Source organism: Actinoallomurus bryophytorum, assembly GCF_006716425.1.
Lineage (GTDB): Bacteria > Actinomycetota > Actinomycetes > Streptosporangiales > Streptosporangiaceae > Actinoallomurus > Actinoallomurus bryophytorum.
This window is the reverse complement of record NZ_VFOZ01000002.1, coordinates 587,183-601,505: the sequence shown is the minus strand read 5'-3', so window position 1 is coordinate 601,505 and position 14,323 is coordinate 587,183. Positions and strand designations below refer to the sequence as shown.

At 73.1% G+C, this 14,323-nt stretch carries 11 protein-coding genes; 3 read left to right on the top strand and 8 right to left on the bottom strand.

Annotated features, from left to right (window positions below; all coding sequences use genetic code 11):
- Window positions 1–80 precede the first annotated feature (80 nt).
- Window positions 81–947, top strand: coding sequence for an NADP-dependent oxidoreductase (locus tag FB559_RS38875; RefSeq protein WP_246122800.1), 867 nt, complete (start codon window positions 81–83; stop codon window positions 945–947).
- Between the two features lie 28 nt (window positions 948–975).
- Entirely contained in the window at window positions 976–1,713 is a 738-nt protein-coding gene (locus FB559_RS38870; RefSeq protein ID WP_141962598.1) for an MBL fold metallo-hydrolase, read from the top strand.
- Between the two features lie 46 nt (window positions 1,714–1,759).
- Here the strand turns inward: FB559_RS38870 and FB559_RS38865 are convergent, their stop codons facing one another.
- Together FB559_RS38865 and FB559_RS38860 are read right to left on the bottom strand one after the other, a co-directional pair.
- Window positions 1,760–2,995 (bottom strand): glycosyltransferase, encoded by a 1,236-nt coding sequence (locus tag FB559_RS38865; protein WP_141962597.1) that lies wholly within the window; start codon window positions 2,993–2,995, stop codon window positions 1,760–1,762.
- 378 nt (window positions 2,996–3,373) lie between these two features.
- Window positions 3,374–4,111, bottom strand: coding sequence for a hypothetical protein (locus tag FB559_RS38860; RefSeq protein ID WP_141962596.1), 738 nt, complete (start codon window positions 4,109–4,111; stop codon window positions 3,374–3,376).
- A 137-nt stretch (window positions 4,112–4,248) separates the two neighbouring features.
- Here FB559_RS38860 and FB559_RS38855 point away from each other — a divergent pair, with 137 nt between their 5' ends.
- A complete protein-coding gene (locus FB559_RS38855; RefSeq protein WP_246122798.1) occupies window positions 4,249–6,054 on the top strand; it encodes a transporter permease in 1,806 nt (601 codons plus the stop codon).
- A gap of 36 nt (window positions 6,055–6,090) precedes the next feature.
- Here FB559_RS38855 and FB559_RS38850 read toward each other — a convergent pair whose 3' ends face one another.
- The 6 genes from FB559_RS38850 to FB559_RS38825 form a co-directional block, all read right to left on the bottom strand.
- Window positions 6,091–6,663: a P-loop nucleotide/nucleoside kinase family protein gene (locus FB559_RS38850; protein WP_141962594.1), complete on the bottom strand. Its 573-nt coding sequence runs from the start codon at window positions 6,661–6,663 to the stop codon at window positions 6,091–6,093.
- Between the two features lie 95 nt (window positions 6,664–6,758).
- Entirely contained in the window at window positions 6,759–7,910 is a 1,152-nt protein-coding gene (locus tag FB559_RS38845) for a uroporphyrinogen-III synthase (RefSeq protein WP_246122796.1), read from the bottom strand.
- Window positions 7,907–8,233, bottom strand: a complete 327-nt coding sequence (gene nirD, locus FB559_RS38840) for a nitrite reductase small subunit NirD (protein WP_141962593.1) — start codon at window positions 8,231–8,233, stop codon at window positions 7,907–7,909. The genes FB559_RS38845 and nirD overlap by 4 nt, the downstream gene beginning before the upstream one ends.
- On the bottom strand, window positions 8,230–10,686 hold the full coding sequence (gene nirB / locus FB559_RS38835) for a nitrite reductase large subunit NirB (protein WP_141962592.1): 2,457 nt from the start codon (window positions 10,684–10,686) through the stop codon (window positions 8,230–8,232). Before nirB ends, nirD begins: the two co-directional genes overlap by 4 nt.
- Before the next feature lie 91 nt (window positions 10,687–10,777).
- Window positions 10,778–12,226 carry an FAD-dependent oxidoreductase gene (locus FB559_RS38830; protein WP_141962591.1) on the bottom strand — a complete coding sequence of 483 codons (1,449 nt, stop codon included), beginning with the start codon at window positions 12,224–12,226 and terminating at the stop codon, window positions 10,778–10,780.
- A complete protein-coding gene (locus FB559_RS38825) occupies window positions 12,223–14,316 on the bottom strand; it encodes a molybdopterin oxidoreductase family protein (protein WP_141962590.1) in 2,094 nt (697 codons plus the stop codon). The genes FB559_RS38830 and FB559_RS38825 overlap by 4 nt, the downstream gene beginning before the upstream one ends.
- Window positions 14,317–14,323: the final 7 nt, after the last annotated feature.

The following is a 14,323-nucleotide window of genomic DNA, read 5'->3' as shown; positions in this document are numbered from 1 at the left end:
GGGTATGGACCGTCCGCGTTGACGTTTCGGGGGGACAAATGCGTGCTGTCACCATTGCTGGCTTCGGAGCGGTACCGGAGGTGACCGAACGGCCGGTGCCCGAGCCGGACCGTGGTGAGGTGCTGGTCCGGATGACGGCGGCCGGGCTCAACCCGTTCGACTGGAAGGTCATCGACGGCGCCATCAAGGACGCGGCGTTCCCGTTGACCGTCGGGACGGACGGGGCGGGCACCGTCGAGCGGGTCGGTGCCGACGTCACCGGCTTCCAGCCCGGCGATCCCGTCTTCGGCCAGTTCAGCAGGGCCAAGGACGGCCGCGGATCGTACGCCGAGCTCGCCGTCGCGTCCGAAGGCGCGATCGCGGTGGCCCCGCGTACGGTCGCGCTGAGCGAGTCCGCCGCCGTGCCGACGGCGGGGATGACCGCGCTCAACCTCGTCGACCGGGTCGGCGACGCGGGCCGGCTGCTGGTCGTCGGTGCCACCGGGGGAGTCGGCACCTTCGTCACGCAGCTCGCCTCCGCCCGCGGCATCACGGTGATCGCCACCGCGTCCGAGGAGAAGGCCGACCTGATGCGGGCCCTGGGCGCCACGGAGGTGGTCGACCACCATGCCGGCCCGATCGCCGAGCAGGTCGATCCGCAGGTGGACGCCCTCATCGACCTGGTCAGCGACACCGAGGGGCTGCGCGGTCTGCTCCCGGTGGTCCGCCCGGGTGGTGTCGTCCTCAGCCCGGTCTTCGCGGTGCCGGAGGAGGGCCTGCCGGGTGTGGACGCGGCCAACTTCAGCAACGCGGCAAGCGCCGGCCTCCTCGAACGCCTCGCTCGCGAGATCGACGCCGGGCACGTCCGAGTGGTCATCGGCGACACCGTGACACTCTCCCAGGCCCCCGACGCCCTGGCCCGCAGCCGCGCCGGCCGGGCGCGCGGCAAGACGGTGATCGTCATCTGAGCTGGCGAAAATACGCGACAATCCACTCATGGACGACGTCACGAAGATCCGCGAAGGTGTTCACCTCGTTCGCGGCAGCGATACGAACTGGGTGATCCTCACGGAGGGGGATGCCGTCACGCTCGTGGACACCGGCTATCCGGCCGACCGCGAACGGGTCCTGGACTCGTTGCGGGCCGTCGGCCGGCGGCCCGAGGACCTGACGGCGATTCTTGTCACGCATGCCCACTCGGACCACATCGGGTCGGCCGAGTATCTCGCCACGACCTACGACGTGCCCGTCCTGATGCACGAGGAGGAGGTGCCGCACGCGCGACGGGAGTTCCTCCACCAGGTCTCCATCGGCCAGGTCCTGGGCAACGCCTGGCGGCCCGGCGTGGTGCCGTGGGCGGTGCGCGCCCTGCGCTCGGGAGGCAAGCAGGACGTGCGCGTCACAGGGCCGCAGGCCTTCCCGGACGCGCTCGACGTGCCCGGCCGCCCGGTCCCCGTCCACACGCCGGGACACACACTCGGACACTGTGGCTACCACCTGCCCGAGGCGGGCGTCCTGATCACCGGGGACGCGCTCGTCACCGGCCACCCCACCTCCCGTACGCGGGGGCCGCAGCTGCTCCCGCGGTTCTTCCACCACGACCGGGACAGGGCACGCGAGGCACTCGGCACGCTCGGACGGCTCGACGCGGACGTCCTGCTCCCCGGCCACGGACCGGCCCACCACGGCTCCGCGGCCGAGGCCGCCGAACACGCCCATGACGGAGCGGCCTGACGACTCACGGGAAGCCGGACGCCCGCAGGTCCCGGCCCGGCGTGGCTCACGCGGAGACGGGCGGCCTCTCCCGGCTGGCCGCGTCGAGGAGCAGGTTCGCGGCCACGGTCGTCCCGTCGGTGCGGATCGTGCCGGCCACGGCCCTCGCTCGTGTGCGGGTCCCGGGCGTCAGGGCCGTCCTGAGCGAGGCGGACAGGGACTCGAAGGTCGGGGCCCGGCCTTCGTGTGCCGTGCCGATGCCCAGCTCGGCCACCCGGGCGGCCCAGCGCGGCTGGTCCGCGATCTGGGGGACCACGACCTGGGGCGCGCCGGCACGGGCGGCCGTCGTCGTGGTGCCGGCGCCGCCGTGGTGGACGACGGCGGCCATCCGGGGGAACAGCGCCTGCTGGTTGACCTCGCCGACGACGAAGCAGTCGCCGGCGTCGTCGACCGGGGCCAGGTCCGCCCAGCCGCGGGCGAGGATCACGCGGCGGCCCTGCGCGCGGCCCGCTTCGATGGCCACCCGGGCGATGTCCTTCGGGGCGTGCGCGGCCATGCTGCCGAAGCCCACGTACACCGGTGGTTCGCCCGCGTCCAGGAACGCCTCCAGCTCTCGCGGGAGCGGGCGGTCGTCGGGCAGGATCCACGCCCCGGTCTGCACGACGTCCAGGTCCGTCCTGCCCTTCGACGGCCACAGCGCCGGGTCCGCCGCCAGCCACGGCCGGCCGGTGAGCACGTGGTCACGGACGTCGTCCACCGGTGGCAGGCCGATCGCCGCCCGGTGGCCGTTGAGCGCCTCGCCGTACAGTGCGTTCACGCGCTGGGCGTCCTGCTGCCACAGCACCCGGTTGTCGGTCTCCTCCCGCGGGGACGGTTTGCCCGGCCGCGCCCCCGGTGGAAAGTGCCGCGACGGCAGTCCGGCGGTGTGGAAGCAGGCGCACACGTAGCGGATGCCCAGTTTCTCGGCCACGTCCCGTGCGCCCGCGGGCATCAGGCCGGTCGCCAGCAGCACGTCACATCCCTCGGCCGCCGTGGTGAGGGTCTCGAACCGCGCGGCGACCAGCTCGGGAGCGAGCCGGAACGCGTCTTTCGCCGAGGGCGGTCTCGTGCCGGCGACCACCGAGCGCACGGTCGGGCCGAGCGGCACCAGCGGCACGCCGGCACGTGCCAGCAGCGCCGCGAACTCCTCGTCCGGCGGCGCGCACACCCGGGCGTCCGCGCCGAGTTCCCGCAACCGCACCGCGAGTCCCGCCAGCGGTTCGACGTCCCCGCGCGATCCCCACGTCGACAACAACACACGCATTTCGCGTTCCCCGTTTCCGCAGGTTCTGGCCTTTCGGTCGGCAATCATGAGGCACGACCCGGGTCTTGCGGCAAGCCCCCTGGTGCGCTATAACCTGAAAATGCGAGGAGTGGACCTCCTTGCATTTTCTTTTGGCCACCCGCGCTACCGGCGCTGGAAGACCCGCACCCCGGTGACCCGGACGATCGATCCGCTGGGTCTGGTCCGCAAGGCCGTCCACTGTTACTGCTCGGGCTCACCGAGCCGCGCGACCGGATGGTCGCCTCCGTGCGCCGTACTCGAGCTGTACGGCGCGGCTGAGCCCCGGCGGGCACTCCACGGCCCCGGCCGCGGCGGGCGCGGACGGGGCCGTGAAGGAGCGGGCTTCGGAGCGAATGGTCAGGCGTTCGCCCCCGGGCGGTCGGTGCTGTGGGTCTCCTCGGCGCCCGGAGTGCCGGCGACCTTGACGTCGGACGGGTTCGTCGTACGCGGCGTCGTCGAGTCGGACGGCGTGGCCGGAACCTCCTCGGGCCAGGGGCCACGGGGCGGCGGGACGTTGTCGCGTTTGGTTCCGCCCCGGCGCCGGATCAGCGGCGGGCGCGGCCCCGGGGAGGGCTCGAGTTCGGAGTCGTCGCCGGCCACGGGTGCGGCCGACGCCTCTTCGGCGAGGCGAGCGTCCTTGACCCCGACGACGGCGAGGCGGCCCAGCGCGACGGCGGCGAGGAAGACGGCGACGACACCGAGGCCGTACAGCAGCGTGATCTGCTCGACCACCTGACGCGTCGTACCGCCGACGGCCTGGCCGAGTCGCATGTCACCCTGGTCGGCCCAGAGGGCACTGAGCGGTACGCCGACCGCGAACCAGGCACCTCCGACCGCGGCGAGCCAGGCGCCGAACGCCGCGAAGGCGCGGTTGGCGCTGGCCAGCGCGACCAGACCGCCGAGGAACACGGCGCAACCGGGAACGATCTGCAGCAGCATCCGGCCGGACGTGAAGTCCCACGCCTTGTCCGGAGTGAAGCCGAAGTGGAAATAAGGGCCGATAATGGGGACGAGTGCGCCCCAAAGGCCGAGCAGCACGAGCAGCAGCCCACTGAGGGCACCGCGGCTGCGCGGGACTCGTAGTGTTGCGGTCATATCGCGATCAACTCCCTGGACGGGTGGGGCGCCTACGGGGTACCCGATGAAAATCCGTTCATGCACCTCTAAGGCGGACTCTTCACCCACTGTGGCCATCCGGTATAAAAGCCGAGATGGGTGTTACAGGGGGTTCGGTGACTGAAACGGGCGAAACGATTCCGCACGACCCGGACCTGGAGTTGCTGCAGAGGTTCGAGCCCGTCCTGGCCTACACCGAGGGCGAGCGCTTCTTCCCGGTCGATGTCGAGCGCTATCTGCGCTGCTGCGACCTCTGGCGGGGGGAGGAGAAACTCGTCCCGGCCGGAGAGCTCACCGCCGAGCGCCTGGTCACGGAGGCCGGGCGGTATCCGGAGTCGAGACTCTCGCTGCTGCTGGTGCGCGAACCGCTCCGCCGCAAGGAGGTCCGGCGCTCGAACGGTTCCCGCGCACGGCCGCGCATCGCCAAGTCGGGGCGGCTGGCGGCGGTCGGGCTGTTCGGCCGGGTCTTCGACGTGCTCCTGCGCGCGTCGCTGTTCCTGCGCGGCTCGGTCCCCGGCGGCGTCGCGGCGGCCGCCGCCGACCGGTACGAACACCAGATGGATCCGTCCCGGTGCGTCTACTACGGCCGGGTCGTACGCGAGGGCGGCTACGTCGTCCTGCAGTACTGGTTCCTGTACGCCATGAACGACTGGCGGACGACCTTCAGCGGCGTCAACGACCACGAGGCGGACTGGGAGGCGGTCACCGTCTACCTCGCCGAGACCGCCGAGGGTCTGCGGCCCTCGTGGCTCGCGGTGTCCGCGCACGACGGCGCCGGCGACAACCTGCGCCGCCGCTGGGACGATCCCGACCTGCGCATCGTCGGCGACCACCCGGTGGTCTTCGTCGGCGCGGGCTCGCACTCCGGTGCCTTCGTGCCCGGTCAGTACCTCGTCACCGTCAACCCGGTGCGGCTGCGGCCCGTGCTCCGCGGCACGAGGCGGGTGAAGGACTTCGCCTTCCCGTGGCTGCGAGGGGGCCGGCGGGACGGCGGGGTCGGCATCCCCTTCATCGACTACGCGATGGGCAACGGCGAGGAGGTCGGGCCCTCGCGTACGCGCGCCTGGCATCCGGTCGTGATCTCCGACGAGACGCCCTGGGTGAGCGGTTTTCACGGGCTGTGGGGCCGCGACACCCGTGACTGGGTCGGCGGCGAGCGCGCCCCGGCGGGTCCGCGCTACGAGCGCGACGGCCGCGTCCGCACGCTGTGGGCCGACCCGCTCGGTTGGGCCGGGCTGCAGAAGATCCTGCCCGACCCGGAGGACGACCGCCGGGAGCTGCGGTCCAGGATCGCGATCCTGGACAAGGAGATCGAGGACGCCGACACCGCCGTCGCGCGGGACCGGGAGGAGCTCCGCCGTCTCCGGGCGACCGCCGTCTCGCTCGGTCACCACGAGAACTCCCGCGGCCTGGCCAGACGGCGGTCCGCGGAGGTGGCCAAGGCCGAGATCGCCCTGGCGGTGCTGGTCCGCACGCGTACCGACCTGGCCGAGGAACGCGCCGCGCACGAGGCGACGCTCGCCCGTCCGCCCGACGCCGAGGAGCCGCAGGAGCATCTGCGCGAACCCCATCTGCCCTACACGCCGACGCGCGGCCCGCGGACACGCTTCCTGCACGCCTGGGCGGCGCTGAGCACACCGCTGTTCATCCTCGCGATCGTCGGCGTCTTCGTCGTGCCCCACGAGCCGGTCGCGATCCTGCTCGCCGGCATCGTCTTCATGTTCGTCCTGCTGGAGGCGTGGGCACGCCGGCGGCTGCTGGCGTTCGCGACGGGCCTGCTCATGCTGCTCGGCGCGGTGGCGGTCGTGGCGGGACTGAGTATCGCGGTGGTGTACGGCGGCCGCTACGTGCTGCTGGTCCCGATGGTCGTGGTGGCCGGCTTCCTGCTGGTGGCCAACCTGCGGGAGCTGTTCCACCGCTAGGGCCATCTGCCGGACACGCCCTGGCGTACGCCGGCGTCAGAAGACCTCGTCGAGCTGGTCGGCGAGCGGACGGGCGGTCACGCGGTTGTCGAGCTCGATGTGCGGGACCGGTGGTGCCTCACCGGCGCGTACGGCGTCGGCGAACTCCTCGAAGCGCTCGAGCTTGCGCGCGTCGCGTTCGAGGCCGCGCTTCTCGAGGCGCTCGCGCAGCGTCTCGCGGTCCGCGCGTACCCAGACCAGGTTGATCGGTGCCCCGCCCAGCTCCTCGGCCCAGGTACGCCACCGGCGGGGTTCGTGGATCTGCCGGGTGAACGGGGCGCTGAGGAGCACCGGGCACCCGTACGACCGGATCTCGCGTGCGGCCGCCGTCATCCCCGCGTACTCGTGCGGCTTGACGTTCTCGTCGTACCAGGGCCCCTCACGTTCGCTCTCCGGACGTCCGCTCGCGCGCAGCGTCGCGGAGACGAACGGGCCGTAGAGGGTGTCCTTGTCCAGCAGTGCGGGTACCGGGCGCAGCCGGGCCAGGAGCAGCGCGGCCACGGTCGACTTTCCGCCGCCCGGGGGGCCGGCCACGATCCACACCGCGGCCGGACGAGGTTCGTTGCGCATGTTCGAATCATCCACTGCCCGGCCGGGTGAGGCGGCCCGCGTACCGAAGCCTTTGCCTCTGGCGGGGAGCACAGGGTGGCCGGCCGCCGGCGATGTCACCGCGCCGCCGGGAGGGCGCAGGCGAGCCGGTAACCGCGCTTGACCACCGTCTCGACGAGGTACTGGTGGCCGAGGCCGCGCCGCAGCCGCGCCACCGCCATCTCCACGGCGTGCTCGTCGGGCTGCGGACGCGCCGTGAACGGACCGGCGGAAGGGGATCCGCCGGGCAGCGCACCGCGGAGTTCGGTCCGGGACACGACGTGGCCGGGCCGGACCGCCAGTGCCCGCAGGATCGCCATGGGCGCGCGGGCGATCGGCCGTAGCCGGCCGTCGAGCATCACGCCGTGCCCGCGAATCTCCAGAGTGTGGCCCTGGACGACGATCCGGCCGGCCCGGCGTGCGGGCAGGTCGGCGGCGAGCGCGCGGACGAGCGCGCCGATCCGTGCCCGGTCCGGGCGTACGGTCGGCACGTCCCTGCGCTCCAGCCCGGCCGCGGTCACCGGCCCGACGCACGCGGCGACCACCCGGGTGCGCAGAGCGTCGAGCAGGGGTTCCTCGGCGTCGTGCTCCGCGGCCGTGGACAGCGTCGCCGCGACGGCCGGCGCACTGGTGAAGGTGATCGCGTCCAGCGTCCCGGCCACGGCCTGCCCGACGAGGCGCCGCAGCGGCTCGGTGTCCTCGGTCCGCGCCCACTGGTACACCGGGATCTCCAGCACCTCGGCCCCCGCACGCCGGAGCCCATCGGTCAGCTCCGGAGCAGGCTCACCGTAGAGCTGCACGGCGATCCTGCGACCGGTGAGGTCCTCCTCCAGGAGGTGGCGCAGGACCTCCTCGCAGCTCTCGGACTCCGGCGACCACGCCTCGGTCAGCCCGGCCGCGCGTACGGCCCCGCGCGCCTTCGGGCCGCGGGTGAGGACGCGCACGTCACCGAGGCTCTTGATCAGGTCGTCGCGGAGCCCCCAGCCGTCGGCGGTCTCCAGCCACGCGCGAAGGCCGATGGCGGTGGTGACGACGACGGCGTCGACGGGTCTGGCGAGCATCTCGCGGGTGGCCGCGAGGAGCACGGCGTCGTCGGTGAGCGGCACGAGCCGGATCGCGGGCGCGCAGACCACCCGCGCACCCCGGCGTTCGAGCAGCGCCGAGAGCTCCTCATGCCGGCGGGCCGCCGTCACGCCCACGGTGAAACCGGCCAGCGGCTCTTCGCTCACGGCCGGCCCACCTCCACACGGGAGCCGCTGAGGCGTACACCGAACGTCGGCACGCGGACCGCGGGGTCGTCCAGGCAGTGGCCCGTGGTCAGGTCGAAGACCTGTTTGTACATGGGAGAGGCCACCGTGGGCAGACCCCGCCGGGAGCCGACGATGCCACGTGCGAGGACGTACGCGCCGCTGAACGGGTCACGGTTGGAGAGTGCGTGGACCCGCCCGTCGTGCGTACGGAACAGCGCGATCTGGTCCCCTTCGACGAGCGCGCACGTGCCGCGCTCGGGCGGCAGGTCGTCGTAGTCGCACACCACGAGCCAACGTGTCACGGCATGATCACTACCTCCGGTAGGACGGGCTTGATCTGGTCGCGCTCGGGCTCGAAGGCGATGCTGGGGTCGGGCGTCCCCGGGGCGTTGACGAACGAGACGAAGCGGCGGAGCCGGTCCGGGTCCTCCAGCGTCGCGCGCCATTCGTCGGTGTAGTCCTCGACGTGCCGGGCCATGGCGGCGTCCAGCTCGGCGCAGATGCCGAGCCGGTCGGCCACGATGACCTCGCGCAGGTACTCGATCCCGCCGTCGAGGCCCTCCAGCCAGGACGCGGTGCGCTGCAGCCGGTCGGCGGTGCGGATGTAGAACATCAGGAACCGGTCGACGCTGCGGATCAGGGAGTCCTCGTCGAGGTCGGTGGCGAACAGGTCCGCGTGCCGCGGCCGCATCCCGCCGTTCCCGCCGAGGTAGAGGTTCCAGCCGTTCTCGGTCGCGATGACGCCGAAGTCCTTGCTCTGCGCCTCGGCGCACTCGCGCGCACACCCGGAGACCGCCGACTTGATCTTGTGGGGGGCGCGCAGGCCCCGGTAGCGCAATTCGAGGCGGATCGCCATGCCGACCGAGTCCTGCACCCCGTACCGGCACCAGGTGGAGCCGACGCACGACTTCACCGTGCGCAGTGCCTTGCCGTACGCGTGCCCGGACTCGAACCCGGCGTCGCTCAGCCGCTTCCAGATCCGTGGCAGCTGCTCGACGCGGGCCCCGAGCATGTCGATCCGCTGCGCACCAGTGATCTTGGTGTAGAGGCCGAAGTCGCGTGCGACCTCGCCGATGACGATGAGCTTGTCGGGGGAGATCTCGCCGCCGGGCACGCGCGGCACCACGGAGTAGGTGCCGTTCTTCTGCAGGTTGGCGAGGAACTGGTCGTTGGTGTCCTGGAGGCTGCCCTGCTCCCCGTCGAGGATGTGACCGTTGCCGAGGCTGGCCAGGATCGACGCGACGACCGGCCGGCAGATGTCGCAGCCGCGGCCCCTGCCGTGCTCGGAGATCAGCCGGCTGAACGTCGTGATGCCCCGCACCCGGACGATGTCGAACAGCTCGGCGCGGCCGTGGTCGAAGTGCTCGCACAGCGCCGTGCTCACCTCGACCCCCGCGGCGGTGAGCTCCTCGTCGAGCAGCCTCTTCACCAGCGGGACGCAGCTTCCGCAGCCGGTGCCCGCCCTGGTGCACGCCTTCACGGCGGGCACGTCGGTGAGGCCTCCGTCGCCGATCGCGGACCGGATGGCGCCGGCGCTGACGTTGTTGCAGCTACAGACCATCGTCGACTCGGGCAGCGGGCCGCCGGCCGGCTCGGTGCCGCCGAACAGGAGCTGTTCAGGCGGTGCGGGCAGTTCCGTTCCGACGGAGGCGCGCAGAGTGGGGTACGCGGAGGCGTCGCCGACGAGGACACCGCCTAGGAGGGTCTTCGCGTCGTCGCTGACGACGAGCCGCTTGTACGTTCCGGCGACCGGGTCGGTGTAGCTCACGTTCAGCGCGTCCGCGTTCGGGTCGCCGAAGCTCGCGACGTCGACGTCCATGAGCTTGAGCCGGGTGGACAGGTCGGCGCCGTTGAACTCCGACTCCCCGCCGAGCAGGCGGTCCGCGACCACCTCGGCCATGGTGAAGCACGGGCCGACCAGCCCGTAGACCTGCCCGTCCACCAGCGCGCACTCACCGATCGCGAAGATGTCCGGGTCCTCGGTGCGGCAGGAGGAGTCCACGACGATGCCCCCGCGCGCGCCGACCGTCAGCCCCGCGGCGCGGGCGAGCTCGTCGCGCGGCCGGATACCGGCCGAGAACACGACCACGCCGGCGGCCAGGACGGCGCCGCCGGCGAGGTGGACCGCCCCCGGCTCGATGCCCTCCAGGACCGTGCCGGTGTGCACGTGCAGGCCGAGCGCCTCGATGTGGCGGCGCAGCATCGCCCCGCCGCCCTCGTCGAGCTGGCGGGACATGAGCCACGGAGCCACCTCGACGATGTGCGTCTCGACGCCGAGTCCCTGCAGGGCACGCGCCGCCTCCAGACCCAGGAGGCCACCGCCCACGACCACTCCCGTGGAGCGGCCGCCGGGGGGCACGTGCGCGCGTACCGCGTCGAGGTCGTCGATCGTCCGGTAGACGAACGCGGTGTCGGCACCCCGGACCGGTGGCACGAAGGGGACCGATCCGGTGGCCAGGACCAGGGCGTCGTAGCGGAGGGCCGTGCCCGCCTCGGTCGTGACCGTACGTGCCGCGCGGTCGATCGCGGTCACCCGGTCGCCGGTCCGCAACGTCACGGCCTCGTCGTGCGGGGGATAGGCGAGGTCCGCGCCGTCGGTGAGGTAGGACGTCAGCGCGACCCGGTCGTACGCGGGCCGGGGTTCCTCTCCGACGACGGTGACCCGCCAGCGGCCGCCGGTGTCCCGTGCGCGCACCGCCTCGACCAGGCGATGCGCCGCGGGGCCGTGTCCTGTGACGACGAGATGGCCGGACATTCGCTGGACCCTCCTTGACGTGGCATGGGATCGTGACATCGAGCCTGGCGAGGAGGCGTTTCACCGCCGAGTCCGCGCCGTTGCCGCCGTGCTACAACCGGCTCACCTCCGCCCCCGGCTCGTGGTGAGGGCCCGGGTCCTGGCGGTCCAGCCACTCCAGGATTCCCACCACGGTGTCCCGGCAGCCGCCGCAGCCGGTGGTGGCCCTGGTCTCGGCCGCGACGCCCGGCACGTCGCGCGCACCGGCCTCCCAGCTCGCCCGGATACGTCCCTTGGTGACGTTGTTGCACCGGCAGACGGTCGCCGTGTCCGGGATCCGTACCGGCGTGTCCACCGGGGTGCCCGTGCCCAGGCCGTCGAACAGCAGGTGCAGCCGGTCGGCGGGCAGCGGCTCCGCACGGTCGTACAGCTGGGTGAGCAGCCCGGCCGTACCGGTCTCGCCGAGCAGGATCGCACCGACCAGCAGACCGTCCCTGATCACGATCTTCTTGTACGTGCCGCGCGTGGGGTCGGTGAAGCGGACGACCTCGGCCTCGTCGTCGCCCAGGCCCGTCTCGCCCATCGCGGCCAGCTCGATCCCGGTCGCCTTGAGCCGCGTGACCAGCCGGGATCCCCGATAGCGCGCGGTACGGCCGGTCAGGACGTCGGCGACCACCCGTGCCTGCTCCCACGCCGGCGCGACCAGCCCGTACACCGTGCCCTGGTGCTGGGCGCACTCGCCGATCGCGTGGACGCCGGGGTCGTCGACGGACCGCAGCCGGTCGTCGACCAGGACACCGCGGTCCACGGTCAGGCCGGAGGCCGTGGCCAGGCCGGTCTCCGGCCTGACACCACAGGCGAGCACGACCAGATCGGCCGCCAGGACCGTGCCGTCGTCGAGCTCCACGCCGCTCACGCGGCCGACCTCGGCGCGCGCGGCGCTCAGGCGGGCGTTCAGGAGAGTGCGGACGCCCAGGTCGTGGAGCGTGCGGCGCAGGACGCCGCCGGCCTCGGGGTCCAATTGCCGGTCCATCAGATGCCCGGCCCGGTGGACGACGGTCACCGGTACGCCCCGCCCGGCCAGCCCGCGCGCGGCCTCCAGGCCGAGCAGCCCGCCGCCCACGACGACCGCGGACCGCGCGCTCTCGGCGTGCCGGACGATGGCCCGGCAGTCCTCGAGGGTGCGGAACACGACGACACCCTCGGCGTCCAGTCCGGGCAGCGGGGGCACGACCGGCGTGCTCCCGGTGGCCAGCACCAGCGCGTCGTAGGGCGTGACGTCGCCGTCGGCCGACGTGACGGTCCGCTCCCGCCGGTCGATCCGGGTGATCGGCAGGCCGAGCCGCGCGTCGACGTCGTTGTCGGCGTACCACCCGGGATCGGTGAGGTGGATGTCGCCGGGCGCCGACGCCCCGGCCAGGACGTTCGAGAGCATCACGCGGTTGTAGGGCCTGGCCTTCTCCGCGCCGAAGACGGTGATCGGCATCCGCCGGTCCCGGCTTCTCAGCTCACCGACCAGCCGTGAGCCGGCCATGCCGTTGCCCACGATCACCGTTCTCATCCCCGGCTCCCCGTTCCTCTGTCCTGGTCCACGGCGTCCACGCGTACGGCGCACACCTTGAACTCCGGCATCCGTGAGATCGGATCGAGCGCGGGATTGGTCAGCAGGTTGGCGCGTGCGGCGCCGGCCCAGTGGAAGGGCATGAAGACGGTGTCGCGCCGGATCGTGGCGCAGACCCGGACCTTGGCGACCGCGCTTCCCCGCCGGCTGGTGACCCGGACGGTCGCGCCGTCGTCGACGCCGAGCCGCCCGGCCAGGTCGGGATGGAGCTCGACGAAGGCCTCCGGCACGGCATCGACCAGCGCGCGGACGCGCCGGGTCTGCGCCCCGCTCTGGTAGTGCGCGAGCACGCGTCCCGTGGTGAGGTGCAGCGGATAGTCCGCGCAGGGCCGCTCGACCGGGCCCCGGTGTTCGACCGGCACCATACGGGCGCGGCCGTCGGGCGTGGCGAATCTGTCGAGGAAGACGCGAGGCGTACCCGGGTGTCCCTCGCCCGGACAGGGCCAGAACACCCCGGTCTCGGCGACGATTCGCTCGTAGGTGATGCCGGAGTAGTCGGCGATGCCGCCCGCGCTGGCCGCGCGCAGCTCCTCGAACACCTCCGACGGCTCGGTGCTGAACCGGCCAGGGGCCTTCAGCCGCTCCGCCAGCGCGGCGATGATCTCCAGGTCGTCGCGGACCCCGGCCGGCCTGGGACGGGCCGCGCGGCGCAGCAGCACCCGGCCCTCCAGGTTCGTGACCGTGCCGGTCTCCTCGGCCCACTGGGCGGTCGGCAGCACCACGTCGGCGCGCATCGCGGTCTCCGACGGCACGAAGTCGGCGACCGCGAGGAACTCCAGCGCGTCCAGGCGCTTCTCGACGCGCGCCGAGTCCGGCGCGGACACCACCGGGTTGGAGCCGAAGACCAGCAGGGCACGCGGCCCGTCCTCGGTGCCCAGTGCGCCGAGCAGCTCGGCCGCGGACAGCCCCGGGCCGGGCAGGTCCTCCGGGCGGACGCCCCACACACGGGCGACGTGCCGCCGCGCCGCCGGGTCGTCGATCCTGCGGTATCCGGGCAGCTGGTCGGCCTTCTGGCCGTGCTCGCGGCCGCCCTGCCCGTTTCCCTGGCCGGTGAGGCAGCCGAAGCCGGAGCCGGGCCGGCCGGGCAGTCCCAGCCCGAGGGCCAGGTTGACGAACGCGGTGACCGTGTCGGTGCCGGTGGCGTGCTGTTCGGCGCCGCGCGCGGTGAGGATGAGGGCGCGGGCGGCGGTGCCGAGCAGCCGGACGGCCTCGCGCAACCGGGGCACCGGCACGCCGGTGATCCGCTCGACCCGCTCCGGCCAGTACGCGTTGACCACCGTACGGACCGCCTCGAGGCCCGACACGCGCCGGGCGAGGTACGCCTCGTCGATCAGCCCCTCGGTCATCGCCAGGTGCAGCAGCCCGTTCGCCAGCGCCAGGTCGGTGCCCGGCGTGAGCTGCAGATGCAGGTCGGCGAGCCGCGCCGTAGGGGTCTCCCGAGGGTCCACCACGATGAGCCGCCCGCCCCGCTCCCGCTGGGCGGCCAGATGCCGTACGAACGGCGGCATCGTCTCGGCGACGTTGCCCCCGGCCAGGAGGATCGCGCCGGCCTCCGGAACGTCGGTGACCGGCACCGGCAGGCCGCGGTCCAGGCCGAACGCACGGTTCTGCGCCGCCGCGGCGGAGGACATGCAGAACCGGCCGTTGTAGTCGATGTTGGCGGTGCGCAGCGCGACCCGCGCGAACTTACCGAGCTGGTAGGCCTTCTCGTTGGTGAGCCCGCCCCCGCCGAAGACCGCGACGGCGTCGCGGCCGTGCCTGTCCTGGACCCGTCCCACCTCGGCGGTGATCCGGTCCAGCGCGGCCTCCCACGAGACCCGTTCGAACGGGGCGTCGCGGTGCGCCCGCATCAGCGGTGCCGTCACCCGGTCCGGGGCCGACAGCAGCTCCCCGGCGGTCCAGCCCTTCTGGCACAGCGCCCCGCCGGCGTTGGCCGGGACGTCCTCGCGTGGCGTGATCATCGCCTCGGCGTCGACGAACATGCCACACTGCAGCGCGCAGTACGGGCAGTGCGTGGGTGTCGGCGGCATGCGCCGA